Below are 23287 nucleotides of genomic sequence, written 5' to 3' on the forward strand. Positions count from 1 at the left end.
GCTGGTGCCTGCCTGCGAAGGGAGGCACCATGACGGTTATGGCAGAGCGTGCGTCGTCTCAGTTGGCGGTGGACATGTTCGAGCGGATCGCCGAGTTCGCCGAGAGGGAGGACGAGACCGTCAGGTTCGAGTTCATCGACGGACGGATCGGGCTCAAGAAAGCGACGAACGGCAACCACAACACGATCACCATGTGGCTGATCCGTCAGTGCATGCGTGCCCGGCCCGACGGGATGCTCGCCCCTGTCGATCACTTCGTGGGCCAGGGGGACTGGGCCGACCCCCGCGGCGTGCCGATGGCGGTCGAAATCACGTCGTACGACTCGGACACTCACAAGCGCGACCGGGTCGAGAAGCCTCGGGCGTACGCCGAGGCGGGTATCCCGGTCTATCTGCTGATTGACCGGGACAACCTGTCCATTCTCGTGCACAGCGATCCGGATCCGGAGGACGGTTACCGGGACATCCACGTGGTCGGGCTCGGCGGCAAGGTGACCCTCCCCGACCCCGTCGGCATCGAGCTCGACACCGAGGAGCTCAAGCAGTACGTCGACTGATCCCGCTCACGTGGTCATGTCCCGCCGCCGCAGCCCCGCCAGCCCCCCGGCCACCAGCACCACCGCGAGCCCGGTGAGGACCAGCACCGCCCCCACTCCATCCCCCCACCCGGCAGCTTCGGCAGATGCCCGAACGGCGACAGGTCCAGCACCGTCTGCGGAACATCGAGCGCCGGCCCCACCCACCCGATCAGCAGCACCGCCCCGGCAACACCCCACGCCGCCAGCGCCGCCCGCGGCAGCACCCCGTACAGCAGCACCGCCAGCCCGCCGACGACCCACACCGCCGGGAGCTGCACCAGGCAGGCGCCCAGGATCGGGCCCACCTGCTTGCCGTAACCGGCCGCGAAGCCCAGCCCCGCGAGCAGCATGATCAGGGCGGATCCGGCGAAGGCGATCACCAGGTGGCCCGCGGCCCAGCGCAGTCGTCCGACCGCGTTGGCCAGGATCGGTTCGGCCCGCATCGAGGTCTCCTCGCCGTGCAGCCGCAGCACCGAGGCCACGACATACAACGCGGCGATCAGGCCCAGCATCCCGACCATCGACGCCAGGAACGCGTCCGTGATGCCGGACTGCCCGCCCATCCGCTGGAAGACCTCCCGGGCGTTGTCGTTCTCGCCGACCAGGTCGGCCACCCCGTCGGTCAGCCCGCCGTAGACGACCCCGGCGAGAAAGAAACCGATGCTCCAGCCGAGCACTCCACCCCGCTGCAACCGCCAGGCCAGCGCCCCCGCCGTACCGAGGCGGCCGTCGGCGGGCCCGGGCCGGGCCGGCAGGAAGCTCATGCCGACGTCCCGCCGCCCAGCGAGCTCGTACGCGACGACGCCCTGCACCAAAGCCGCCGCCAGGAACAACAACAGCACCCACCACCGCTCGTCCGCGAAGGCCCGCAGGTTCTCCAGCCAGCCCAGCGGCGACACCCACGTCAGCACCGACGAACCGTCGTCGGACGCCGAGTCGCCCGCCGCCCGCAGCACGAAAGCAGCCACCAGCAGCCCGGCCGTCAGCCCCCGCGCCAGCCGCGCGCTCTCCGTGAACTGGGCGACGATCGCCGCCAGCGTGGCGAACACCATGCCGACCCCGGCGAGCCCGAGCCCGAAGGCCAGCGCCCCGGAGACACCCTGGCCGGACAGCCCGGCCGCCACCAGCAGAGCCAGTACGGCGTTCGCGACGGCCGCCGTCAGCAGCGCGGCCGTCAGGGAGGCCCTGCGCCCCACCATCCCGGACGCCACCAGCTCCTGGCGGCCGCTCTCCTCCTCGTCCCGGGTGTGCCGTACGACGAGAAGCAGGCTCAGCACGGCCGCGAGCGCGCCCGCGTACACGCCGACGCGCCAGGCCGTCAGGGCGCCGATCGAGTCGTCGAAGACCGGCCCGATCAGCGCGCGGAAGGAGGCGTTGGCCGCCGTGTTCTGTACCAGGTCGGCCCGCTCGGCCGGGGTGGCGTACAGGTTCTCCAGCGTGTTCGGCATGGAGAGGATCATGAGGGCGTTCACGCCCACCCAGACCGGGATCATCAGCCGGTCGCGGCGCAGCGCGAAACGCAACAGGGTTCCGGTGCCGGCCAGTTGGCGGGTGCCCGCGGACCGTACGGCGAAGTCGGTGGTCGTGGTGGTCATCGTGCGGCCACCCTTTCCCGCACGTCGTCCTGGTAGTGCCGCAGGAACAGCTCCTCCAGCGTCGGCGGCGTCGACGTCAGCGACCGTACGCCGGAGTCGGTCAACGACCGCAGGACGGCGTCGAGTTTGTCCGTGTCCACCTGGAGGCGGACGCGGCGGCCCTGTACGTCGAGGTCGTGGACGCCCGGCAGAAGCGACAAGCCGTTGGGCGGACCGGCCAGTTCGGCCGTGACGCTGGTCCGCGTCAGATGGCGCAGGTCGGCGAGCGAACCGGTCTCGACCGTACGGCCCTTGCGGATGATGCTGACCCGGTCGCAGAGCTCCTCGACCTCGCTGAGGATGTGCGAGGACAGCAGAATCGTGCGGCCCCGCTCCCGCTCCTCCGCCACACAGCGCTGGAAGACCTCCTCCATCAGCGGGTCGAGGCCCGAGGTCGGCTCGTCCAGGATCAGCAGGTCGACGTCCGACGCGAAGGCGGCGACCAGGGCGACCTTCTGCCGGTTGCCCTTGGAGTACGTGCGGCCCTTCTTCGTCGGGTCCAGCTCGAAGCGTTCGATCAGCTCGGCGCGGCGGGCCGGGTCCAGGCCCCCACGCAGCCGGCCGTACAGGTCGATGACCTCGCCGCCGGAGAGGTTGCGCCACAGGGTGACGTCGCCGGGGACGTAGGCGATACGGCGGTGCACCTCCACGGCGTCCGCCCACGGGTCGCGGCCGAGCACCTGCGCGCCGCCCGAGTCGGCGCGCAGCAGGCCGAGCAGGACGCGGATGGTGGTGGACTTTCCTGCGCCGTTGGGGCCGAGGAAGCCGTGGACCTCGCCGGTCGCGACGTCCAGGTCGAGGCCGTCGAGCGCGTGCGTCGTGCCGAACGACTTGTGCAGTCCGGAGACGGTGATTGCCTTCGTCATGCTTCAGAACGTACGCTTCTTTCAGAAATTTGTGAAGTTAAGGAAGCGTATGAAGCACGGATAGGATGGGCCCATGACGCAAGCAGCTGGTGGTGGGCGGGACGCCGAGGCCGTGTCGAAGTTCGTCGAGTCCTTCGCGGCGCAGCTCGTCGAGGCCGGGATGCAGCGCATGGCCGCCCGGGTGTTCGCCGCGCTGCTCTCCTCCGACAAGGGTGTGCTGACCTCCGCCGAGCTCAGCGAACAGCTGCAGATCAGCCCCGCGGCGGTGTCCGGGGCGGTGCGCTACCTCGCCCAGACGCACATGGTGTCCCGCGAGCGGGAGCCCGGCTCGCGCCGGGAGCGCTACCGGGTGCACGGCGACCAGTGGTACGAGGCCCTGACCAACCGTGAGGCCGTCATCAAGCGGTGGGAGGGGGCGCTGCGCGAAGGCGTCACCAGCCTCGGCCCCGACACCCCGGCGGGGCGCCGCATGGCGGAGACGCTGGCCTTCTTCGAGTTCATCGAGGGGGAGGTCGCGGAGATGATGGAGCGGTGGCGGGCGCACCGGGAGAAGATGTTCGGTATGTGATGCCCCGCGCTGTCTGCGTAGATCGGCCAGGGAGCTGTATGCGAGCCGCTACTCTGAGTTGCGGCTGGCCCGTATCAAGGGGAGGGGCGCATCATGACGTTGATGACTGAGCGACCGACGATAAGCGGCATCGAGCCCTACAGCTTCGAGGACATGCTGGACATCCTCGACGAGTTGGACGTGCCTGGCTACAGGGCCGAGATCGTCAGAGGGGGCTTCGTCTTGTCGCCGTGGTCGAAGGGCTTCTACCACCGCGTGATGGAGCAGGTGTGTGAACAGCTGAAACCCCGTCTTCCTGAAGGCCACCGCATCAGCTGCGGTCCGTTCCTCTACGTGTTCCCAGGGGACGCGTGTGCGTACGGGCCGGACATCCATGCGGCGCATGAGCAGGTCTTTGAAACGGAGAGCAACCGCTTGGACGGCGAAGCCCTGTCCTTCGTCGCGGAGCTGACTTCTCCCTCCACTCGGAACGACGACCTGACCGGCAAGGTGGAGGTCTACGCCGGGGCGGGTGTTCCCGTGTACCTGATCCTTGACATGCAACAGCAAGAAGCCACCGTCTACGGGTCCCCGTCGGCCAAGGAGTACCAGATCCGTATCAAGAAGCCGTTCGGCGAAAAGCTCCCCATCCCCGATCCCTTCGGCTGCATCCTCGACACCAGCGAGTTCCACCGACCCAAGAAGAACACTCGGTCCTGACTCACCCCGCTGCCGGCACCGTCAACCCCCAAGCCCCCTCCCGCACCGTCCACGTCCGCGTCCGCACCGGCCCCGACACCTCCGCATCCGCCCGGTACCGGAAATGCGCCCCTGACACGGTCACCGTCCGCCCCTCGGCCCGCAGCGGCGACGCCTCCGCGCCCACCGAGGCCCGCCGTACCTCCACCGCGGCCACACCGGCGGCGCCCGGCGTCACCGACACCCCCGCCACCGGCTGGTCCAGATCGACCAGCGTCGCCCCGTCGACCTCGACCCGCAGCCGCGAGGGCCCGGATCCGGCGGCGGAGGGGGCCCGCGCCGGCACCAGGGTGCGTACGAGCGACTGGCAGGTCCGCAGCCACGGCCGCCCGGCGCCCGGCCCCAGCGCGGTGGCACCGTTCGGCGCGGCAGTCTCCCGGACCGGCGGGATCCGCAGCTCGCCCAGCACCACCCCGTCGCTGTCGTCCACGAGAAGGTCCAGCCGCCGCTCCACCCCCTCCAGCACGGCCCGGGCCGCCGCCACCGCTCCCGTCGGCACCCCGAGGGATTCGGCCAGCGACAGCGCGCTCCCGACCGGCACGACCGACAGCACACATTCGGCCAGCTCCCGCTGGCGGTGCAAAAGCGACACCGTCCGCATCAGCGCCCGGTCGTCGCCGATGACCACCGGCCGCCGCGACCCGCGCCGGGCCAGCGCGCGGGCGAATTCGTCCGGCCCCTCCGGGAGGCACACCTTCGTCGCCGCACCCGCGCTGAGCACGTCTTTCGCGATGCGTACGGACTCCCCGTCCGTCCTGCGAGCGATCGGATCGATCACCACGAGCAGCTGATCGGACATCGCGAAAGTCGCCACCTCGGCCATGCCTCGCTTCCTCGGGTAGCATCTTTGTGCAAGAGCCCCTTGCGCTATTGCGCCAGGGGCTTCGTCTATTCCGGGGCCATCCGGTCCGACGGTTCGCGGCCAATGTCGATCGCGGCCGGTCGTGGTGCACGCGGCGGAAACCCTACGCGTGCTCCCCTGACCTTGGACATGCCCCGCCCGGAAGGGGTGTACGCGCGTGCCCGCACTTGTGCTGCTCGGTGCTCAGTGGGGTGACGAAGGCAAGGGAAAGGCGACGGACCTGCTAGGCGGATCCGTCGACTACGTGGTGCGTTACCAGGGCGGCAACAACGCCGGCCACACGGTAGTCGTGGGTGATCAGAAGTACGCCCTCCACCTCCTCCCTTCCGGAATCCTGTCCCCGGGGTGCACCCCGGTCATCGGCAACGGTGTCGTCGTCGACCCGTCGGTCCTGCTCTCCGAGCTGAGCGGGCTGAACGAGCGAGGCGTCGACACGTCCAAGCTCCTCATCAGCGGAAACGCGCACATCATCACGCCGTACAACGTGACGGTCGACAAGGTGACCGAGCGTTTCCTCGGCAAGCGCAAGATCGGCACCACCGGCCGGGGCATCGGCCCGACCTACGCCGACAAGATCAACCGCGTCGGCATCCGCGTCCAGGACCTCTACGACGAGTCGATCCTTCAGCAGAAGGTCGAGGCCGCCCTGGACGTCAAGAACCAGATCCTCACCAAGCTCTACAACCGTCGCGCGATCGCCGTCGGCCAGGTCGTCGAGGAGCTGCTGGACTACGCCGAGAAGATCGAGCCGTACGTCGCCGACACCGTCCTGATCCTCAACCAGGCGCTGGAGGACGACAAGGTGGTCCTCTTCGAGGGCGGCCAGGGCACCCTCCTCGACATCGACCACGGGACCTATCCCTTCGTCACGTCGTCGAACCCGACGGCGGGCGGCGCCTGCACCGGCGCCGGCGTCGGTCCGACGAAGATCAGCCGGGTCATCGGCATCCTCAAGGCCTACACGACCCGGGTCGGCGCCGGCCCGTTCCCGACCGAGCTCTTCGACGAGGACGGCGAGGCGCTGCGCCGCATCGGCGGCGAGCGGGGCGTGACGACCGGCCGTGACCGCCGCTGTGGCTGGTTCGACGCGGTGATCGCCCGCTACGCGACCCGCGTGAACGGCCTGACGGACTTCTTCCTCACCAAGCTGGACGTCCTGACCGGCTGGGAGCAGATCCCGGTCTGCGTGGCGTACGAGATCGACGGCAAGCGCGTCGAGGAACTCCCGTACTCCCAGTCCGACTTCCACCACGCGAAGCCGGTCTACGAGATGCTGCCGGGCTGGAGCGAGGACATCAGCAAGGCCAAGTCCTTCGCCGACCTGCCGAAGAACGCCCAGAACTACGTCAAGGCGCTGGAGGAGATGTCCGGCGCGCCGATCTCCGCGATCGGCGTGGGACCGGGCCGGGACGAGACGATCGAGATCAACTCGTTCCTGTAGGACGCACAGGCGTCGCGCCCCGGTGGTCGAGCGACCGCCGGGGCGCTTCGCGTTGCCCCGGCCGGCGTACTGAACGGGCAAAGTGCGCATGTCGCTCATAACGTGAGCTCGTAAAGCTCAGCGGCGACTGGAAGAAGGTGAGTGGCATGCGCGTGCTGCTGCAGGCCCATTTGGACACGGAGAAGGCGAACGAGGTCATCCGCAGCGGCAAGATGCCGCAGGTGATGCAGGAGATCATGGAGGGGTTCAAGCCGGAGGCCTCCTACTTCAGCCCCGACAACGGGGTCCGCACCATGTTCCTGGTCTTCGACATGCAGGAATCCGCACAGTTGCCACCGCTCACCGAGCAGCTCTTCCAGGTCTTCGGCGCCAAGGTGGACTACACGCCGGTGATGAACCTCGAGGATCTGCAGAAGGGCCTGTCCCAGCTGAAGTAGGTCGGCTGACGCAGGTCAGCTGAACACGATCATCGACCCCTGCGCCAGGCTCCGAGTCGCCGCCGCGTGCAGTCCCAGCCAGACGTGCCGTTCGCGGGCGAAGGGGCTCGGGTCGTAGGGGGCGGGGACGGCCGGTTCCTCCAGGGCCGTGGGTGCGAGCGGGGGCTGGGGGGCCGCCGGAGGGTTGGCCGGGTCGATGCCGATCACCGGGGCCACGAACTCCAGCTCCCGCAGGAGTGCCTGGGAGGAGCCGAGCGGGCCGCCGCCCGCCAGGAGTTCGTCGTTGGAGAGCGGGTTCGGGAAGTCGACGGGGACGTAGGCGCCCGCGTGGTCGTAGTGCCAGACCAGGTGGGACTGCTGGGCCGTCGTCTCGAACATCTCCAGGAGCTGCTCGTAGTCGCCGCCCAGTTCGTCGACCGGGGTGACCGGGAGCCCGCAGACCTGGAGCAGGTAGGCGCGGCGCAGGAAATGCAGCGCGTCGTAGTCGAAACCGGCGACCGGGGCGACGTCACCGGACAGGCCCGGCATGTACTGGTACACCGGCACCGGCGGCAGCCCGGCCTCGGCGAGCACCTTGTTGTATTGCGCGAGTTCCTCGGCGAAGGGGTTGTCGGGGGTGTGGCACAACACGTCGACAAGCGGTACCAGCCACAGGTCACAGGCCAAAAGAGGGCTCCTCACACAGCGGTCGCACGGCGTGGCAAAGGCGTAGCACAGTGGTCAGGGAAGGGTAATCGGTGCGGCTCGGGGGCGGACCCGTCATGCAGCGCCCGATGCAGCTCCTGATGCGGGCCGCGGCCCCGGGATCCGCATCCGGGCACCTCATGCGAGTCCCCGTTCGTGCAGGTCCCATACCCACACTCCGTCGACCCACCTACCGGGACCGCCCACCAGCTTCTCCACGGTCTCACGCAGCGCACCGTCGTTCGGCTGCGGGGCCAGCACCAGGACGCCCGCCCGCCAGTACGCCAGATCCGCCCGGGCCTGCTCCCGCCAGGAGTCGTCGACCGGCGGGACCTGGCCCGAGTTGCGCACATCGCGCAGCAGGTTGGAGGTGAAGCGGGGCTCGGCGCCGTAGATGCCGACGCGTTCGTCGCCGTAGGGGCCGTTGAAATAGCCGCCCGCCAGCTTGAAGCCGAGGCCGGCCTCGGTCTGCCAGTGCAGCGCCTCCGCGTCACCGGGGTCGGGCAGCGGCACCGGCACGAGGGACTCGCCCTCGCGGACGTACGACGTCCAGGTGCCGTCCGCGATGAAGGCGGGCACGTCGATGCGGTCGACGGCCTTCAGGGGGGCCGGGACGAGGGGGAGCAGCGCGAGACCGACACCCAGCAGGCCGACGTACCGCGTGCTCAGGGGGCGGGCCGCCAGGAGCCGGTCGACGGCGATCGCGAGCAGCATGCCCAGCGCGGGGGCGCAGATCATCGCGTTCCGGCTCTCGATGACCGCCTCGAACAGCGGCCTGTCGGCGAGGAGTTGCCACGGACCGGGGAGCGTGGTGTCCGTCAGCGGAATACGGAACTCCCGCCCGAGGGACAGGAACGCGGCGGCCACCGCGGTGAACGCCAGCGCCCTGACCAGGGCCCGCTCCCACAGCCGTACGAGAATCGCGAAGGCGAGGAGGGCCAGCGGCCAGCCGTAGAAGGCGTTCTGCTCGGTGGTGTTGAAGGCCAGGGCGTTCGCCGTCTCCGCGTCGCCCGCGAGCCAGGACCGCTCGGCGAAGGAGAGCAGGGCGAGGGGGCTGTTGAACGAGCGGGGGTTGTGCTCGATGTCGGTGTAGCTCTGCGGGCCGGCGAACTGCCAGACCAGGGGGTACACGACCAGGGGGAGGCAGACGGAGGCGCCGATGAGGAGGCCTCTGAGCAGCGGTCGCCAGGCTTCTCGTGCCGTGTCCCGGCGTACGGCGGCGTAGGCGGCGGCGAAGAGGAGCATCCCCAACGCCGCCAGCAGCAACGGCTCCTCGCCGAGGAAGACCTGGTACGCCGCCATCAGACCCAGGACCACCCCGTCCCGTACGACCCGGGTGCCCGTGCACAGGCGCAGGGAGCGGTCGATGATCAGCGGGATCATGAAGAGGACGACGAAGTTCGGGTGCGCGTGGGCGTGGCTGACCATCGGCGGCGCGAAGGCGGCCAGCGAGGCGCCGAGGAACGCCGCGGTCCGTCCGCGTACGACGTGTCTGACGATCAGCCAGTACCAGGCGGCCGCGGTCGCGGCGAGGCCCAGCGTCATGACCAGGCTGAGGGCGACTGCCGGGCCGGCGAGCAGGGTGAGGGGCGTCAGGGGGACGGAGAGGCCCAGCATGACCGTGTTGGCCATGAGGTTCACGCCGTCGGGGAAGCCCTGGAGGTCGGTGAAGAGAGGGTTGCGGAGGTGGGCGACGTTGTCGGCCGTGACCGCGAAGAACCACTCCCACTGGTTCTGGTCGCGCAGGGAGTCGGGGAGGTAGCGGTGGGCCGGGTCGAAGAAGCGGCCGGAGTAGAGGGCCACCGACATGAGGAGGAAGACGAAGGCCGCGAAGAGGTCGGCGGGGCGGACATCGCGCACGGAACGGAGGGCGATGCGGGTGGTCTCCGTGAGGGCGCGGGCGTAGTCGAGGGGGGTGACCTTCGAGCCGGGGCGGTGGGACCAGCGGACGGGGACCTCGGCGACGGGGAGGCCGGCGCGGTGCAGGTGCCGTAACACCTCGACGTCGATGGCCCAGCCGTTGACGCGGGAGGCGGCGTAGGCCTCGCGGGCGCGGTCGCCGTCGTAGAGCTTGAAGCCGCACTGGGTGTCGCGGATGCCGGGGACGGCCGTACGGCGTATGAGTAAGTTCCCGGCGCGGCCCAGCAGTTCGCGCACCCGGTGCTGGCGGTCGCCGATCGTGGCGCCGGGGACCGAACGGGAGCCGATCGCCGCGGAGTTGCCCTCGGTGAGCGCCTTGTCGAGCCGCTCCAGTTCCTCGATGGGCGTCGCCAGATCGGCGTCCGTGACCAGCACGCGGCGGCCGCGGGAGGCCGCTACACCGAGGCGGAGGGCGTGGCCCTTGCCGCGGTTGCGTGGGGCGGTGACCAGGCGGACACGGGGGCGGTGGCGGGCGGTGACGAGGTCGGCGGTGGCGTCGGTGGAGCCGTCGTCGGCGACGATGATCTCCCAGTCGGGCCAGCGGGTGCCGTCGGCGGTCAGGTGGTCGGTGATGGTGTCGAGGGTGCGGGTGAGGCGGTGCTGCTCGTTGTAGGCGGGGATGACGACGGAGAGGTCGGGGAGGGCTGAGCTTTCGGGGAGGGCTGAGGGGTCGGGAATGTCCGGCCGGGCGGGAACCTCTGGCTGATCGGGAACCTCCGGCAGCTCCCGCTGCCGGCTCATTCCGCCGCCAGCCTCTCGATCAGGGCGAGGGAGTCCGCGTCGTGGGCGGCGATGATCGAGCGGGCCGTGCGCAGGTCGCGGCGGCTCAGCGAGTCGACCAGGTCGGTGTGCCGGGACCACAGGTGGCCGCGCAGGTCGTCGAGGCGGCGTAGGTGCTGGACCGCGCAGACCCAGGACTGCACGCGCAGCCGGTGCAGGAAGTCGGCGAGGTAGGGGTTGCCGAAGAGGGCGCCGAGTTCGCGCCAGAAGCGCAGGTCGTAGCCGATCAGCACGGTGAGGTCGCCGGCGGTGGCGGCGCGCTGGGCCTCCTCGCCGCGGCGGCGTACCCCGACGACGGCGGCGTGGACACGGGGGTCGTCGGGGTCCCGGTGGCTCGCGCGGTCGCTTGCCAGGACCTGGAACATGCCGTCGATCACCAGGGCGCGGGCCTCGACGATGCCGCGGTAGTCGTCGACCGAGTACTCGTGGACCCGGAAGCCGCGGTGCTGGTCGGCCTCCAGGAGGCCCTGGGCGGAGAGATCGACGAGGGCCTCGCGTACGGGGGTCGCGGAGACGCCGTACTGCTCGGCGATCTCCTTGACGGTGAACTCCCGCCCTGCCTGCAGCCGACCGGCCAGCACCTCGTCCCGCAGAGCGTCCGCGAGCTGCTGCCGCAGGGTGCTCCGGGTCACGGAGCCGTTGCCGCCGGTGCCGGGCATGGTCAGGGCGTCTCCCGTCGTCGCGATGAGGTGGCGTGCGCGTATATGTCTACGAGCACGCCACCTTACGCGTTCGGGATCCGCGGGACGTTTCTGCGGCGAACGGCTGCTTTTCTCGCCCCCGCCGCCCCTACCCGTCCCATCCTCCAGGGGCCTGCCCCTTCGACCCCGGTTCCTGGGGGCTGCCGCCCCCAGACCCCCGCTTCGGCCCTGAAGGGGCCTCGTTCTCAAACGCCGGACGGGCTGGATGCAGCTGACCATGGTCGAGAGGTGGCGCCCCGCCGGGGTCTGGGGCGGAGCCCCCTGGCGGGGTCGAAGCGGCGGAGCCCCTTCACGGTGTGCGCCGGACGCCTACTCCGTGAACTCGTCCGCCACCGCCAGCGCAGCGTCCAGCGCCGCGAGGCCCTCCTTCAGCTCGGCCTCGGTCACGTTGCACGGGGGCACGACATGCGTGCGGTTCATGTTCACGAACGGCCAGATGCCCCCCGCCTTCGCGGCGGAGCCGAACGCCGCCATCGGGGCGTTCGCCTCGCCGGCCGCGTTGTACGGCACCAGCGGCTCACGGGTCTCCCGGTTCTTGACCAGCTCGACCGCCCAGAACATGCCCACGCCCCGCACGTCGCCCACGCTCGGGTGCCGCTCGGCCAGCTCGCGCAGCGCCGGCCCGACCACCTCGCCGCCCAGCCGGGCGGCGTTCTCGACGATGCCCTCCTCGGCCATGACGTTGATCGTCGCGACGGCGGCCGCGCAGGCCAGCGGGTGCCCCGAGTACGTCAGGCCGCCGGGGTACGGCCGCTTCGCGAACGTCTCCGCGATGGCCCCGGAGATGGCGACACCGCCCAGCGGCACGTATCCGCTGTTCACGCCCTTGGCGAAGGTCATCAGGTCCGGCGTGACGTCGAACAGGTCCGCCGCGAACCACTCACCGGTCCGCCCGAACCCCGCCATGACCTCGTCGAGGATGAAGACGATCCCGTACTTGTCGCAGATCTCCCGCACGCCGGCGAGGTATCCGGGCGGCGGCACCATGATCCCCGCGGTCCCCGGAATCGTCTCCAGGACGATCGCGGCGACGGTCGACGGCCCCTCGAAGGCGATCGTCGTCTCCAGGTGCTCCAGCGCCCGCGCGCACTCCTGCTCCTCGGTCTCCGCGTAGAACCGGGACCGGTAGAGGAAGGGCGCCCAGAAGTGCACGACACCGGCCGTGGCACGGTCGGAGGCCCAGCGGCGCGGGTCGCCCGTGATGTTCACGGCCTGCTGGGTGCCGCCGTGGTACGACCGGTATGCCGAGAGCACCTTCGGCCGCCCGGTGTGCAGCCGCGCCATCCGTACGGCGTGCTCCACGGCGTCCGCGCCGCCGTTGGTGAAGAAGATCTTGTCCAGGTCGCCCGGCGTCCGCTCGGCGATCAGCCGTGCCGCCTCCGACCGCGCCTCGATGGCGAAGGCGGGCGCGAAGGTGGTCAGGTGTGCGGCCTGCTCCTGTATCGCGGCGACGACCTTCGGGTGCTGGTAGCCGACGTTCGTGTAGACGAGCCCACTGGTGAAGTCGAGGTAACGCCTGCCGTCGTAGTCCCAGAAGTACGACCCCTCCGCGCCGGCGACGGCGAGCGGGTCGATGAGCTCCTGTGCGGACCAGGAGTGGAAGACATGCGCACGGTCCGCGGCCTTCACGGCAGCGCCGACCTCGGGGTTGGGATGAGGGGTCATGCGGCGAGCGTAGGTATCCGGGACACGGGCGCGATATCGGCGTCTTGTCTGCGGTCCGCCGGTTTCCACGACAGGTTGTCGACGGGGGGCTTAGACGCGGGGCTTGCAAGAAGTGCTATTGACAGCAAGCTGTCGAAGTGACAGCATATTGTCATCTTCGAGGTCTCCAGGAGGAGCCATGAGCAAGCCCGTGTACCTCGCCGTCTACAACACCCTGGCCGACTGGGAGCCGGGCCACGCCACCGCCCAGCTCGCCCGCGCCGGATACGAGATCCGCACCGTCGGCCCCACCCGCGAGCCCGTCACCACCGTCGGCGGCCTCCGCATCCAGCCCGACCTGGCCCTGGACGACGTACGTCCGTCCGACGCGTCCCTGCTGATCCTCACGGGCGCCGATCTCTGGGACGCGGGCGACGAACTCGCCCCCTTCGCCCGCACGGCCCGCGCCTTCCTGGACGCCGATGTACCGGTGGCCGCGATCTGCGGGGCCACGGCCGGGCTGGCCCGCGAAGGCCTGCTCGACGACCGGGACCACACCAGCGCCGTCTCCTTCTACCTGGCCGCGACCGGATACGGCGGCGGCGAGCGGTACGTCGAGGCCGACGCCGTCACCGACAGGGGGCTCGTCACGGCCGGCCCCACCGAACCCGTCGCCTTCGCCCGGGAGATCCTGCGCCTCCTGAAGGTGTACGACGACGAGGCCGTCGACGCCTGGTACCGCCTGTTCCACGACTCCGACGCGACGGCCTACGCCGTACTCGAGAAGGCCGGCGTCCTATGAGCCGGGAACGCCAGGACCTGCTCAGCCGCAGCGCGCTCGGGGTCTTCCGGCTCAACGGCCAGTTCCTGACGGTCGCCGAGGAACTGGCCCGGCCGGCCGGACTGACGGCGGCCTGGTGGCAGGTGCTGGGTGCCGTGCTCGGCGAACCGCTCCCCGTGGCCGGCATCGCCCGCGCCATGGGCATCACCCGGCAGAGCGTGCAGCGCATCGCCGACCTGCTGGTGGACAAGGGGCTGGCCGAGTACCGGCCCAACCCGGCCCACCGCCGCGCGAAGCTCCTCGCGCCGACCGAGGAGGGCCGGGCGGCGATCTCCCGGATCGACCCCGGCCACGCGGCCTTCGCCGACCGGCTGGCCGACGCCTTCGGGGACGCGGAACTCGCCGATGCCGTACGGGTTCTGGAACGGTTGTCGAAGGTGCTCGACGACCTCGCCGTTCCTGTTACGGAACCGTAGACGCCGACCCGCTCACCTCCCCGTTCGCCGCACTATCGTGGGGCCGAGGCTCGGGTGGGGGTTGGTTGGGGGGCGTGGGATGGAGAAGCTGGGCGCCGGGGATCCACAGCGGATCGGGGCGTATCGGCTGCTGGCGCGGCTGGGTGCCGGTGGTATGGGGGACGTCTATCTCGCCCGCTCGGACCGTGGCCGTACCGTCGCCGTCAAACTCGTCCGGCGGGAGCTGGCCGCGCAGGAGGAGTTCCGCGCCCGGTTCCGGCAGGAGGTGCAGGCCGCGCGGCAGGTCGGCGGGTTCTGGACCGCGCCGGTGCTCGACGCGGACACCGAGGCCGAGGTGCCCTGGGTGGCCACCGGGTATGTCGCCGGGCCCAGCCTCCAGCGGGTCGTCGGGCACGACCACGGGGCGTTGCCCGAGCGGTCGGTACGGATCCTGGCGGCGGGGCTGGCGCATGCGCTCAAGGACATCCATGCCGCGGGCATCGTGCACCGGGATCTGAAGCCCTCCAATGTGCTGGTCACCATCGACGGGCCCCGCGTCATCGACTTCGGGATCGCCCGGGCGCTGGAGACGGTCGGCGAGAGCGGGCTCACGCGTACCGGCGCGCTCGTCGGGTCGCCGGGGTTCATGGCACCCGAGCAGGTGCGCGGCGACCGGATCACGCCCGCGTGCGACGTGTTCTGCCTGGGCTCGGTGCTCGCTTACGCCGCGACCGGCCGTCTGCCGTTCGGGTCCGTCGACAGCGGCGCGCACGCCGTGATGTTCCGGATCGCCCAGGAGGAACCCGATCTGGAGGGGGTGCCCGAGGGGATCGCCGACCTGGTGCGCGACTGCTTGCGCAAGGACCCGGGGGCCCGGCCGACGCTGGACCGGATCCTGGAGCGTACGGGGGCCGAGGACACCGTCTCCGGCGGACGGTCCCGGGATCCGTGGCTGCCGAGTGCGCTGGTGGCGCAGTTGGGGCGGCATGCGGTGCGGTTGCTGGACGCGGAGGATCCGGTTGGGCCGGGGGAGGGCGGTTCGGGCTCGGGTGCCGGTGTGGGTTGGGGGGCGGGCGCGGGTGCGGGTGCGGCTGCGGGTTCAGGTTCGGGTTCGGCAGAGCGGGGCCACGCCGAGCCGACTCCCGCCGCCTCCCCCGAGCACGCTCCGGCCGCCGGCGCGACACCGCCGGACCACCTCCCCACTCTGGCCGCACCCCAGAACGGCCAGACCTCCCCACAGCAGCACCCGCAACAGCCGGCCTACGGCTACCCGCCGGCCGGCCCGACCCCACCGGCCGACGCGCCCTCGCCGTACGGCCAGGGTCCGTCGTACGGCCCGAACTCGCCGTACGGTTCGGCCCCTTCGTACGGCCCGACCCCGCCGTACAGTCCGAGCCCGTCGTACGGCCCCACCCCGCCCTACGACCCACCCCTGCCGCATCTCCCCACCACCCCGCCCGAAGGCCCCCGCCGCAGCGGCCGTTCCACGGCGGCGCTCGTCCTCGTCGCGCTGGTCGTCGCGCTCGGGGCCGGCGGGTCGGTGTACGCCCTCATGAGCGGCGGCGGTGACGGCGGGACCGGCGGCGATCCGACCTCCACCCCGACGGTCACGACGACCGCCACGGCCGGTCCCTCGGCCTCCGATGCGACCGCCTCCACCCCCGCTCCCGACCCCACCACCTCGGCCCCCGCCGACGGCGTCGTCCCCACGGGGTACCTCGGCACCTGGACGGCCTCGATCGACAACGGCACCGGCGAGAACACCCGCCGGCTGACCATCCGGCAGGGCGACGTGGGCGACACGGTCCTCTCCCTCGTCGCTGACGGCCCCGCCGGTACCGGCACCTACCACTGCGAGTTCGCGGCGGAACTGACCGAAGCGCCCGGTGCCGACGGCCCGTTGGCGCTCGGCCCCTCCACGGTGACGGCCGGTGAGCCCGCGACCGCCTGCTCGCCGGGCGCCGCCACCGAGGTCACGCTGCTGCCGGACGGCAGGCTGGAGCGCGTGAACACGGACAGCGGGGAGAAGCTGACGTACACCAGGCAGTAAGGAGCGCCGAGAACGTCGTGACCGTCGGCACCGCGGTGCTCGGTGTCGGGAGTCGAGGGGCGAGAACACCTCCCGGCCCGCACCCGGACGATCAACGCAAGCCTCTCCAGCAGGCCACCGCCGCCACCCCCGTCACCGCGGCTCCGGCGGCCGCTGCCGAGGCATGTTCGGCCGGGCCCCGTTCGCCGGTGGTACCGGGAACCGTCCCGTCCCCACCCCTGCGTCCTGCCGAGTCCCGCCGGTCACCGCCGACTGGATTCCCAGGGGCGCGGAGCCGGTGCGGAACTCCACCATCCAGTCCGCCGTCTCCGCCCGTACCAGCTCCGTCACGTCCTCCGAGAACCGCCGTAGGACGCCGAGACAGCGCTCCGCCGCCTCACTGGCCGTCCCCTCGGCCGGCCCGAGGATCTCCCGTACGCACTCCGTCGCCCAGTCGAACTGCAGCACCTGCAGCCGCCGCTGCACTGCCTGAGCCGTGGCGACGTCCCTTATCCACCCGGACGTCACCCCGAAGAACCGGTCGATCGCCACGCAGGCCACCGCCAGCAGCAGCGACAGATACCCCCAGGGCGCCACCCCGCTCGCAACCCCTGTCAGATCGAGGAGAGGCAGCGCCGCCCCCACGACCGCCCCCGCCGCCGCGCCACCCCGCAACGCCCGAGCACCCCGCCGCTTCCACACCCGGTCCGCGAGATACCACGCGGCCGTGTTCAGCGCCCCCCGCTCCACCCACCGGTACAGCTCGTCCAGCCGGACCGCCGGCTCCCCCCAGTCCCCGAGCGGAAACGTCCGCCCCGCCAGATCACCCGGCCGCAGTCCGGCCGCCCCTTCGCCGCCACGCCCGTCCTGAGGCGACCTCTCGGGCTGCTTCTCCGGCTGACCCACCCGGCACTCCCTACTGTCACGGTGCGTGACGCCACATGCGGCCTGCGTCCCGGGTACGACCCCCCGCAGTGCACGGAACGTCACGCAACACCTGAGGCTGACGCGCCGGACCCTTCCTACCGCCCAATGGGTGGCGAAGAGATGCCTTTCGCCTCTTTTCCGCCCGGAAGTGGGCCTTGATCAGGTATCGGACTCCAGTTCCTCTCACTCGAAAGAGTGCTGGAGCGACGGCTGCGCGGACCACGTAGGCTCGTGCTGAACGGGAAAGCCGACGCAAGGAGCTGATCGTGATCCCCGGTGGTGGCCAGCCCAATATGCAGCAGCTGCTCCAGCAGGCCCAGAAGATGCAGCAGGACCTGCAGCGGGCGCAGGAGGAACTGGCGCGGACCGAGGTCGACGGGCAGGCCGGCGGTGGCCTGGTGAAGGCCACGGTGACGGGCGCCGGCGAGCTCCGGGCGCTGAAGATCGACCCGAAGGCGGTGGACCCGGAGGACACCGAGACCCTCGCCGACCTGATCATCGCGGCCGTACAGGCGGCCAACGAGAACGCGCAGACGCTCCAGCAGCAGAAGCTCGGCCCCCTGGCCCAGGGCCTGGGCGGCGGCAGCGGCATCCCGGGCCTGCCGTTCTGAGGTCCAGGCGTTCTCCGGTCTCCGGTCTGCCTTTCTAAGAAGGGCCGCGGGCAACTACCGTACGTACCGTAAGGAACCCCAGGAAGGACGGCAGTCCGTTGTACGAAGGCGTGGTCCAGGACCTCATCGACGAACTGGGGCGGCTGCCCGGCGTCGGTCCCAAGAGCGCGCAGCGGATCGCCTTCCACATCCTGCAGGCGGAGCCGACGGACGTACGGCGCCTCGCCCAGGCCCTCCTCGAGGTCAAGGCGAAGGTCCGCTTCTGCGCCACGTGCGGAAACGTGGCGCAGGAAGAGCTGTGCGGCATCTGCCGGGACGCGCGCCGCGACCCGGCGGTCATCTGCGTGGTCGAGGAACCGAAGGACGTCGTGGCGATCGAGCGGACCCGCGAGTTCCGCGGCCGCTACCACGTCCTCGGCGGCGCGATCAGCCCGATCGAGGGTGTCGGGCCGGACGACCTGCGTATACGAGAACTTCTCGCGCGGTTGGCCGACGGGACGGTCACGGAGCTGATCCTGGCCACGGACCCGAATCTCGAGGGCGAGGCCACGGCCACGTACCTCGCGCGCATGATCAAGCCCATGGGCCTGAAGGTCACCCGCCTGGCCAGCGGCCTCCCGGTGGGTGGCGACCTGGAATACGCGGACGAGGTCACCCTCGGCCGCGCCTTCGAGGGGAGACGACTCCTAGATGTCTGACGCCACGCTGCACGCGACCGAACAGAACCCGGACGACTTCGCGGTCCAGATCGCGGACCAGATCGAGAGTTTCCTGGTCGCGGTCACGGAGGTCGCGAAGGGCGACGAGCCGGGCTCGACCGTGCCCTTCCTCCTGCTGGAGGTCTCGCAACTCCTCCTGGCCGGCGGCCGCCTCGGCGCGCACGAGGACATCGTCCCCGAGGAGCGCTACGAGCCCGACCTGGGCCCGGAGCCGGATGTCGACGAACTCCGCGAGAACCTCGCCCGTCTGCTGGACCCGGTGGACGTCTACTCCGAGGTCTTCGACCCCTACGAGCCCCGCAAGGCCCCGGTCCCGGCCCGCATTTCCGACGACCTGGCCGACGTCATCACCGACCTCCGCCACGGCATGGCCCACTACCGCGCCGGCCGCACCGCGGAGGCCCTGTGGTGGTGGCAGTTCTCGTACTTCTCCAACTGGGGCTCGACGGCCTCCGCGACCCTGCGGGCGTTGCACTCGGTCCTGGCCCACGTCCGGCTGGACCAGCCCCTGGAGGAACTGGACGGCCTGGACACGGACCAGGGCGTGATGGGCGACGAGACGCTGGAGTTCGAGGCCGGCCGGGTCATGGAGCAGGAGATCGGGGAGCAGTTGGGGCTGCGGCCGGCGCAGTAGCGACGGTCTCCCTCTCCTGCGTCCGCGCGGCGAGCCGAACGTGGCCTGGACTCCGCTCCTCCAGAGGCACCGCAGGTCGCCATCGCATTGGTGGAAGTGGGGCGTCGACGGGTTCAAGCCGAGCGAGCGCTGAGCGAGGACAGCGAGGTCGTCCAAGCCCTGGCTAGTGGAACGAGCGGCTTAGCGTGATCCGCACACAGGCTCTCAGCCCGGATGAGTCGGCCGGTTTCTTCGAGCGGATGGTGGATCGTCGTGAGTGACCAGCTGAAGTGGTTCAAGTCGAGCTACAGCGACAACGAGGGCGGCGCCTGCGTCGAATTGGCGTTCTCCGTCACCGTTCACGTCCGCGACTCCAAGGTTCCTGCCAGCCCCGAACTCCACCTCACCGCCCCCGCCTGGACGGCGTTCATTTCATATCTGAGCCCCCGAGACCGCGAGAAACAACGCTCGTGGCGCGGCACCGGGAGATCGGCGAGTCACCCGAGAATCCGTCCGGTGAAGTGGCCCTTCCGGCGCGGCGGCTTCAACTGCGGTCACTTTCCTGACGCTTGTCCCTCCCGCACGTCATCATGTGAGGCATGAGTGGCGTGTTCGAGGGGCGGCCCGAGGTGGCGGCGTCGGGGGACGGCTCGGTCGCGGCAGGCCGGGACATCGGTGTGGCCGCCACCGGTGAGGGCGCGATCGGGACGCAGATCGGGCAGTACATCGGCAGCCTCACCCTCCAGCCGGTGGACACCTGTCCGCAGCCGGCGTCCGTCGACTCGCCCCTTCGCCTGACCAACCTGCGTGAGCGGCCGCGTCTCTTCGTCGGCCGTGACCGTGAACTGGCCGTGCTGGACGCGGCGTTGACGACACCGGGTGAAGCCGTCGCGCACGCGCTGCACGGGCTGGGCGGCATCGGCAAGTCCACGCTGGCCGCGCACTGGGCGGCGCAGCAGACGGCGTACGCACCCGTCTGGTGGGTCACGGCCGACAGCCCCGCCGCGATCGACGACGGTCTGGCGCGCCTCGCCTCGGCACTGCACCCGGCCCTGGCCGCGCACCTGCCTCAGGAACGGCTCAGCGAGTGGGCGCTGCAGTGGCTGGCGACGCATAACGACTGGCTGATCGTCCTAGACGACGTCGCCGACCCGGCCCATGTGAAGCCGCTCCTGGCGCGGGCTCCGAACGGCCGGTTCTTGATCACCAGTCGGCGGGCCACGGGCTGGAACGACACCGCCGAGCCGGTCTCCGTCGAGGTGCTCGACGAGGAGAACGCCGTCCGCCTGTTCCGCAGGATCTGCCCGGACGCCGGGCCGGGCGTCGAGGCCGTCTGCGCGGAACTGGGGTGCCTGCCACTGGCCGTCCACCAGGCGGCGGCTTACTGCGAGGAGAGCGGTGCCACCGCCGAACAGTACGGTGCCCTCCTCGCCGAGTACCCCGACGAGATGTACGCGACGGCGGCCGAGGGCGGCGACCCTCAGCGCACAGTCGCCCGGGTGTGGCGCATCACGCTGGACCGCCTGGCCGCCGACGGCCCCGCCCTGCCGATCCTGCTGCGTCTCGCCTGGTACGCCTCCGAAGGCATCCCCCGCGCCGTGCTCGACTCCTTCGGCAGCCCACCCGTCGTCCACCGGGCTGTCGCCCGCCTCGCCGCCCACAGCATGATCAAGGTGCATCGCGCCACCGACACGATGTCCGTGCACGGGCTGGTCCAGCGGGTGTCACGGACCGTGCAGCCCGGCGATCCGTACCGTACGGCGGAGGCGGTGACCGACGCCCGGGAGGGCGCGACGCAGGCGCTGGCGAAGGCACTTCCGGGCGGCGTACGTGACCCCGCCGACTGGCCGGGCTGGCGAGCCCTCCTGCCGCACGTCGAGGCGCTCGCCCAGTACCTGCCGCAGGGCGAGGAGTCGCCGACCGCGGCACGACTGCTGGCCAGGGCGGGGGAGTTCGCGGCGGTGCAGGGGATGCGCGGACACGCCCGGCGGCTCACCGAACGCGCGGAGCAGGGACTCGTACGGCATCTCGGCTCCGAGAACATCGAGGTCCTCACCACCCGCAGCCTCCTGATCGGCATAGGCGACGCGACGGTCGAGGAAGCGGTCCGCCACACGGACGCGTGTGAGCGGGTGCTCGGCGCACGGCATCCGGAGACGATCACGGCGCGGTTCGTGCTGGCCGAGGCGTACCGCAGGGCGAAGGAGTACGAGCGGGCAGCGGAGACCTTGCAGACGGTCGTGCTGCTCCGCACGCAGGAGCTGGGCGCCGGACACCGGGACACCCTGCTGGCCCGTGCGGCGCTCAGCGGGAGCCAGGCCATGCTGGGAGACATGCGCTCGGCGGCCCACACCCTGCAGAGCGTCCACGCCGACTGCGTCCGTGAGCTCGGCGAGCGCGACCCGGTGACGCTCGACCTGCGTGGCCGCCTGCGCAGCCTTGCCAGCCCCGGTGACCTGCTGCTCACTCTCGGACCGGACTTCATCACGGCCCTCACCCACCAGTCCACGGACCAGATGAAAGACCTCGTCAGACGAATGGGGGAGACGGTCTCCCCCGAGGTGGTGCAGGAATGGGCGGAGGGGCAACTAGCCGTCGCCGAAGCCCATTTCGCCGAGTGCGAGACGGTACTGGGCCCCGGTCACGAGGACACCGTGTACGCCAAGCTGCACCTGGCCATGCTGCACGGAATGAAGGAGGACCCCACTGCGGCGCTCACCCATGCCCGCGAAGCCGTCGAGACCGCCACGCGGTACCTGCAGACCGGGGCTCCCGCGGCATTCATGGCCCAGGCCGTGCTGGCCGTGGTCGTCGCGCTGACGGCAGCTCCTTCCCCCGCCGCCCTTCGAGAGCTGAACGAGCAACTGGCGCAGTTGCAGAGCCTCCATGTGGGCACGGAGAACGAGCTCCCGGGCGAGGGCGGCCGGTGAGCCGGAAGGGTGAGAGTGGTGCGCCGGCCGGGTCGTCCGGCGCGCGTTCCGTCGCCGCGGGGCGGTCGGTCGGGGTGGCGCAGACCGGGGATCATCCGGTAATGGCGATGTACGTCGAGACGGCGGTGACGCTGACGCCGGAGGCGCTGGCGCTGCCCGCGCGGGTGCCGAGGACTGTGAAGCTGCCGGATCGGGCCGGGGGTCTGTTCGTCGGGCGGGAGCGTGAACTCCGGCTGCTGGACGAGGCGTTCGAGCAGGTGGGCGGGGTGGTCGTGCACGCGGTGCACGGTCTGGGCGGTGTCGGAAGGTCGACGCTGGCCGCGCACTGGGCCGGGCGTCGGACGGCGGAGTTCAACCCGGTCTGGTGGATCACGGCCGGGAGCCGGCAGGACCTGGACGCGGCCCTGGCGGAACTGGCCCGGGCACTTCACACGGTGCTGGCGGGCACGCTCGCCGAGGAGGCACTGCGCGAGGAGGCACTGCGCTGCCTCTCGGCACATGAGGGCTGGCTGCTGGTCCTGGACAACGTCCCGACCCGGCCGACGTCGGATGGCTGCGGGACCGGACACCGAACGGCCGCCTTCTCATCACCACCCGACACAGCGGGGCGGGTTGGCGCGGCATCGCCGGCCTGCTGGACCTCGACGTCCTCGGAATCGACGAATCCGTCCGGCTGTTCACGCAGATCTACGACGGTCCACCCGACGGCGTGGAGGAGCTGTGCGCCGAACTCGGCCGACCGCCCCTCGCCGTGGACCAGGCCGCGGCGTACTGCCGGGAGGCGGAGATCACGCCGCGGACGTATCTGGAGTGGCTCGCGGCCTACCCGGGGCGGCTCTTCGCGGCGACGGCGGAGGGCGGGGACGCGGAGCGGACGGTCGCCCGGGTCTGGCGGATGACGCTCGACCGGCTGGCGGACACCCCGCTGGCGGAGCGGATCCTGCGGATCATGGCGACACCACCGACCACTTGGCCGTGCACCTCGACTTCCCGCCCCATGTCACCCTCGACGGCGAGGCCACGACCTGGACCTTCGCGCGGGTGCTGCTGAGTGAGGGGCTGCGCGCGCCCGCCGGGCTCGGCAGGGTGCGCGTCCGGCCGTGCGGGGCGGCCCACACGTACGTCGAGTTCCACTCGCCCGTGGGCACGGCCGTGCTCCGGTTCGTCGCCTCGGACCTGTACCGCTTCCGGGCTCGCACGTACACCGTGATCGCGCCGGGGGAGGAGACCGTGGGGGCGGAGCTGGATCAGGGGCTCGTGGCGCTGTTCGGGGGACGGGTGTGATGAGGGGTCGTAGGGGGCTCTTTTCCCGTCCGAACTCCTCCATGATGGTCGTATGGCGACTCGGTCAAAGACGTTGGTGTGGACG

The 23287-nt window shown here is 71.0% G+C and carries 22 protein-coding genes and 1 pseudogene; 15 read left to right on the plus strand and 8 right to left on the minus strand.

The annotated features are described in order from the left end of the window. Window positions 1–29 precede the first annotated feature (29 nt). Entirely contained in the window at window positions 30–557 is a 528-nt protein-coding gene (locus ACQEV2_RS22815) for a Uma2 family endonuclease (RefSeq protein ID WP_433044477.1), read from the plus strand. A 6-nt stretch (window positions 558–563) separates the two neighbouring features. Here ACQEV2_RS22815 and ACQEV2_RS22820 read toward each other — a convergent pair. Continuing rightward, window positions 564–2173: pseudogene (locus ACQEV2_RS22820) on the minus strand (ABC transporter permease). Continuing rightward, the gene (locus ACQEV2_RS22825) at window positions 2170–3078 is read right to left on the minus strand and encodes an ABC transporter ATP-binding protein (RefSeq protein WP_433044480.1); all 909 of its coding nucleotides are present in this window, start codon (window positions 3076–3078) and stop codon (window positions 2170–2172) included. Before ACQEV2_RS22825 ends, ACQEV2_RS22820 begins: the two are co-directional and overlap by 4 nt. Before the next feature lie 73 nt (window positions 3079–3151). Between ACQEV2_RS22825 and ACQEV2_RS22830 the strand changes: the two genes are divergently transcribed. Both ACQEV2_RS22830 and ACQEV2_RS22835 read left to right on the plus strand, forming a co-directional pair. Next, entirely contained in the window at window positions 3152–3646 is a 495-nt protein-coding gene (locus ACQEV2_RS22830; protein ID WP_433044483.1) for a GbsR/MarR family transcriptional regulator, read from the plus strand. 102 nt (window positions 3647–3748) lie between these two features. Continuing rightward, window positions 3749–4345, plus strand: a complete 597-nt coding sequence (locus ACQEV2_RS22835) for a Uma2 family endonuclease (RefSeq protein ID WP_433044486.1) — start codon at window positions 3749–3751, stop codon at window positions 4343–4345. A gap of 1 nt (window position 4346) precedes the next feature. Here the strand turns inward: ACQEV2_RS22835 and ACQEV2_RS22840 are convergent, their stop codons facing one another. Then, window positions 4347–5207, minus strand: a complete 861-nt coding sequence (locus ACQEV2_RS22840; protein WP_433044489.1) for a diacylglycerol kinase — start codon at window positions 5205–5207, stop codon at window positions 4347–4349. Between the two features lie 196 nt (window positions 5208–5403). Between ACQEV2_RS22840 and ACQEV2_RS22845 the strand changes: the two genes are divergently transcribed. Both ACQEV2_RS22845 and ACQEV2_RS22850 read left to right on the plus strand, forming a co-directional pair. Further along, entirely contained in the window at window positions 5404–6687 is a 1284-nt protein-coding gene (locus ACQEV2_RS22845) for an adenylosuccinate synthase (protein ID WP_433044492.1), read from the plus strand. 146 nt (window positions 6688–6833) lie between these two features. Beyond that, window positions 6834–7124: a DUF3303 family protein gene (locus tag ACQEV2_RS22850; RefSeq protein ID WP_433044495.1), complete on the plus strand. Its 291-nt coding sequence runs from the start codon at window positions 6834–6836 to the stop codon at window positions 7122–7124. A 15-nt stretch (window positions 7125–7139) separates the two neighbouring features. Here ACQEV2_RS22850 and ACQEV2_RS22855 read toward each other — a convergent pair whose 3' ends face one another. The 4 genes from ACQEV2_RS22855 to ACQEV2_RS22870 all read right to left on the minus strand — a co-directional run bounded on the left by ACQEV2_RS22855 (window position 7140) and on the right by ACQEV2_RS22870 (window position 12874). After that, the gene (locus tag ACQEV2_RS22855) at window positions 7140–7790 is read right to left on the minus strand and encodes a hypothetical protein (protein WP_433044498.1); all 651 of its coding nucleotides are present in this window, start codon (window positions 7788–7790) and stop codon (window positions 7140–7142) included. A 156-nt stretch (window positions 7791–7946) separates the two neighbouring features. After that, window positions 7947–10469 carry a glycosyltransferase gene (locus ACQEV2_RS22860; protein ID WP_433044501.1) on the minus strand — a complete coding sequence of 841 codons (2523 nt, stop codon included), beginning with the start codon at window positions 10467–10469 and terminating at the stop codon, window positions 7947–7949. Then, a complete protein-coding gene (locus ACQEV2_RS22865) occupies window positions 10466–11167 on the minus strand; it encodes a GntR family transcriptional regulator (RefSeq protein ID WP_433044504.1) in 702 nt (233 codons plus the stop codon). Before ACQEV2_RS22865 ends, ACQEV2_RS22860 begins: the two co-directional genes overlap by 4 nt. A 351-nt stretch (window positions 11168–11518) precedes the next feature. Then, window positions 11519–12874 (minus strand): aspartate aminotransferase family protein, encoded by a 1356-nt coding sequence (locus ACQEV2_RS22870; protein ID WP_433044507.1) that lies wholly within the window; start codon window positions 12872–12874, stop codon window positions 11519–11521. A gap of 178 nt (window positions 12875–13052) precedes the next feature. Between ACQEV2_RS22870 and ACQEV2_RS22875 the strand changes: the two genes are divergently transcribed. The 3 genes from ACQEV2_RS22875 (at window position 13053) to ACQEV2_RS22885 (ending at window position 16139) form a co-directional block, all read left to right on the plus strand. After that, window positions 13053–13655, plus strand: coding sequence for a type 1 glutamine amidotransferase family protein (locus ACQEV2_RS22875; protein WP_433044510.1), 603 nt, complete (start codon window positions 13053–13055; stop codon window positions 13653–13655). Further along, entirely contained in the window at window positions 13652–14110 is a 459-nt protein-coding gene (locus ACQEV2_RS22880; protein ID WP_433044513.1) for a MarR family winged helix-turn-helix transcriptional regulator, read from the plus strand. The genes ACQEV2_RS22875 and ACQEV2_RS22880 overlap by 4 nt, the downstream gene beginning before the upstream one ends. A gap of 79 nt (window positions 14111–14189) precedes the next feature. Further along, window positions 14190–16139, plus strand: a complete 1950-nt coding sequence (locus ACQEV2_RS22885) for a protein kinase domain-containing protein (RefSeq protein ID WP_433044516.1) — start codon at window positions 14190–14192, stop codon at window positions 16137–16139. Between the two features lie 132 nt (window positions 16140–16271). On the opposite strand, the gene ACQEV2_RS22890 is transcribed toward ACQEV2_RS22885, so the two are convergent. Continuing rightward, the gene (locus ACQEV2_RS22890) at window positions 16272–17024 is read right to left on the minus strand and encodes an SLATT domain-containing protein (protein WP_433044519.1); all 753 of its coding nucleotides are present in this window, start codon (window positions 17022–17024) and stop codon (window positions 16272–16274) included. 287 nt (window positions 17025–17311) lie between these two features. On the opposite strand from ACQEV2_RS22890, the gene ACQEV2_RS22895 reads away from it, so the two are divergent. The 7 genes from ACQEV2_RS22895 (at window position 17312) to ACQEV2_RS22925 (ending at window position 23202) form a co-directional block, all read left to right on the plus strand. Continuing rightward, entirely contained in the window at window positions 17312–17656 is a 345-nt protein-coding gene (locus ACQEV2_RS22895; RefSeq protein WP_433044522.1) for a YbaB/EbfC family nucleoid-associated protein, read from the plus strand. Window positions 17657–17754: 98 nt separating this feature from the next. Beyond that, window positions 17755–18354: a recombination mediator RecR gene (recR, locus tag ACQEV2_RS22900; RefSeq protein ID WP_132856910.1), complete on the plus strand. Its 600-nt coding sequence runs from the start codon at window positions 17755–17757 to the stop codon at window positions 18352–18354. Further along, entirely contained in the window at window positions 18347–19009 is a 663-nt protein-coding gene (locus tag ACQEV2_RS22905) for a DUF5063 domain-containing protein (RefSeq protein WP_433044526.1), read from the plus strand. The genes recR and ACQEV2_RS22905 overlap by 8 nt, the downstream gene beginning before the upstream one ends. A gap of 213 nt (window positions 19010–19222) precedes the next feature. Next, a complete protein-coding gene (locus ACQEV2_RS22910; protein ID WP_433044529.1) occupies window positions 19223–19591 on the plus strand; it encodes a DUF397 domain-containing protein in 369 nt (122 codons plus the stop codon). After that, on the plus strand, window positions 19588–21918 hold the full coding sequence (locus ACQEV2_RS22915; protein WP_433044532.1) for an NB-ARC domain-containing protein: 2331 nt from the start codon (window positions 19588–19590) through the stop codon (window positions 21916–21918). Before ACQEV2_RS22910 ends, ACQEV2_RS22915 begins: the two co-directional genes overlap by 4 nt. 101 nt (window positions 21919–22019) lie before the next feature. Further along, window positions 22020–22817, plus strand: coding sequence for an AAA family ATPase (locus tag ACQEV2_RS22920; protein WP_433055251.1), 798 nt, complete (start codon window positions 22020–22022; stop codon window positions 22815–22817). Beyond that, window positions 22729–23202 (plus strand): SsgA family sporulation/cell division regulator, encoded by a 474-nt coding sequence (locus ACQEV2_RS22925; protein ID WP_433044535.1) that lies wholly within the window; start codon window positions 22729–22731, stop codon window positions 23200–23202. The genes ACQEV2_RS22920 and ACQEV2_RS22925 overlap by 89 nt, the downstream gene beginning before the upstream one ends. Window positions 23203–23287 lie beyond the last annotated feature (85 nt).

It is taken from the genome of Streptomyces sp. CA-251387, from assembly GCF_050936625.1.
GTDB lineage: Bacteria > Actinomycetota > Actinomycetes > Streptomycetales > Streptomycetaceae > Streptomyces.

Bases quoted from the DNA above. Each gene is read 5' to 3' on its own strand.
- ACQEV2_RS22815 (WP_433044477.1), top strand. From the start codon at position 30: ATGACGGTTATGGCAGAGCGTGCGTCGTCTCAGTTGGCGGTGGACATG.
- ACQEV2_RS22825 (WP_433044480.1), bottom strand. From the start codon at position 3,078: ATGACGAAGGCAATCACCGTCTCCGGACTGCACAAGTCGTTCGGCACG.
- ACQEV2_RS22830 (WP_433044483.1), top strand. From the start codon at position 3,152: ATGACGCAAGCAGCTGGTGGTGGGCGGGACGCCGAGGCCGTGTCGAAG.
- ACQEV2_RS22835 (WP_433044486.1), top strand. From the start codon at position 3,749: ATGACTGAGCGACCGACGATAAGCGGCATCGAGCCCTACAGCTTCGAG.
- ACQEV2_RS22840 (WP_433044489.1), bottom strand. From the start codon at position 5,207: ATGGCCGAGGTGGCGACTTTCGCGATGTCCGATCAGCTGCTCGTGGTG.
- ACQEV2_RS22850 (WP_433044495.1), top strand. From the start codon at position 6,834: ATGCGCGTGCTGCTGCAGGCCCATTTGGACACGGAGAAGGCGAACGAG.
- ACQEV2_RS22860 (WP_433044501.1), bottom strand. From the start codon at position 10,469: ATGAGCCGGCAGCGGGAGCTGCCGGAGGTTCCCGATCAGCCAGAGGTT.
- ACQEV2_RS22865 (WP_433044504.1), bottom strand. From the start codon at position 11,167: ATGCCCGGCACCGGCGGCAACGGCTCCGTGACCCGGAGCACCCTGCGG.
- ACQEV2_RS22870 (WP_433044507.1), bottom strand. From the start codon at position 12,874: ATGACCCCTCATCCCAACCCCGAGGTCGGCGCTGCCGTGAAGGCCGCG.
- ACQEV2_RS22875 (WP_433044510.1), top strand. From the start codon at position 13,053: ATGAGCAAGCCCGTGTACCTCGCCGTCTACAACACCCTGGCCGACTGG.
- ACQEV2_RS22880 (WP_433044513.1), top strand. From the start codon at position 13,652: ATGAGCCGGGAACGCCAGGACCTGCTCAGCCGCAGCGCGCTCGGGGTC.
- ACQEV2_RS22885 (WP_433044516.1), top strand. From the start codon at position 14,190: ATGGAGAAGCTGGGCGCCGGGGATCCACAGCGGATCGGGGCGTATCGG.
- ACQEV2_RS22905 (WP_433044526.1), top strand. From the start codon at position 18,347: ATGTCTGACGCCACGCTGCACGCGACCGAACAGAACCCGGACGACTTC.
- ACQEV2_RS22910 (WP_433044529.1), top strand. From the start codon at position 19,223: ATGAGTCGGCCGGTTTCTTCGAGCGGATGGTGGATCGTCGTGAGTGAC.
- ACQEV2_RS22915 (WP_433044532.1), top strand. From the start codon at position 19,588: ATGAGTGGCGTGTTCGAGGGGCGGCCCGAGGTGGCGGCGTCGGGGGAC.
- ACQEV2_RS22920 (WP_433055251.1), top strand. From the start codon at position 22,020: ATGGCGATGTACGTCGAGACGGCGGTGACGCTGACGCCGGAGGCGCTG.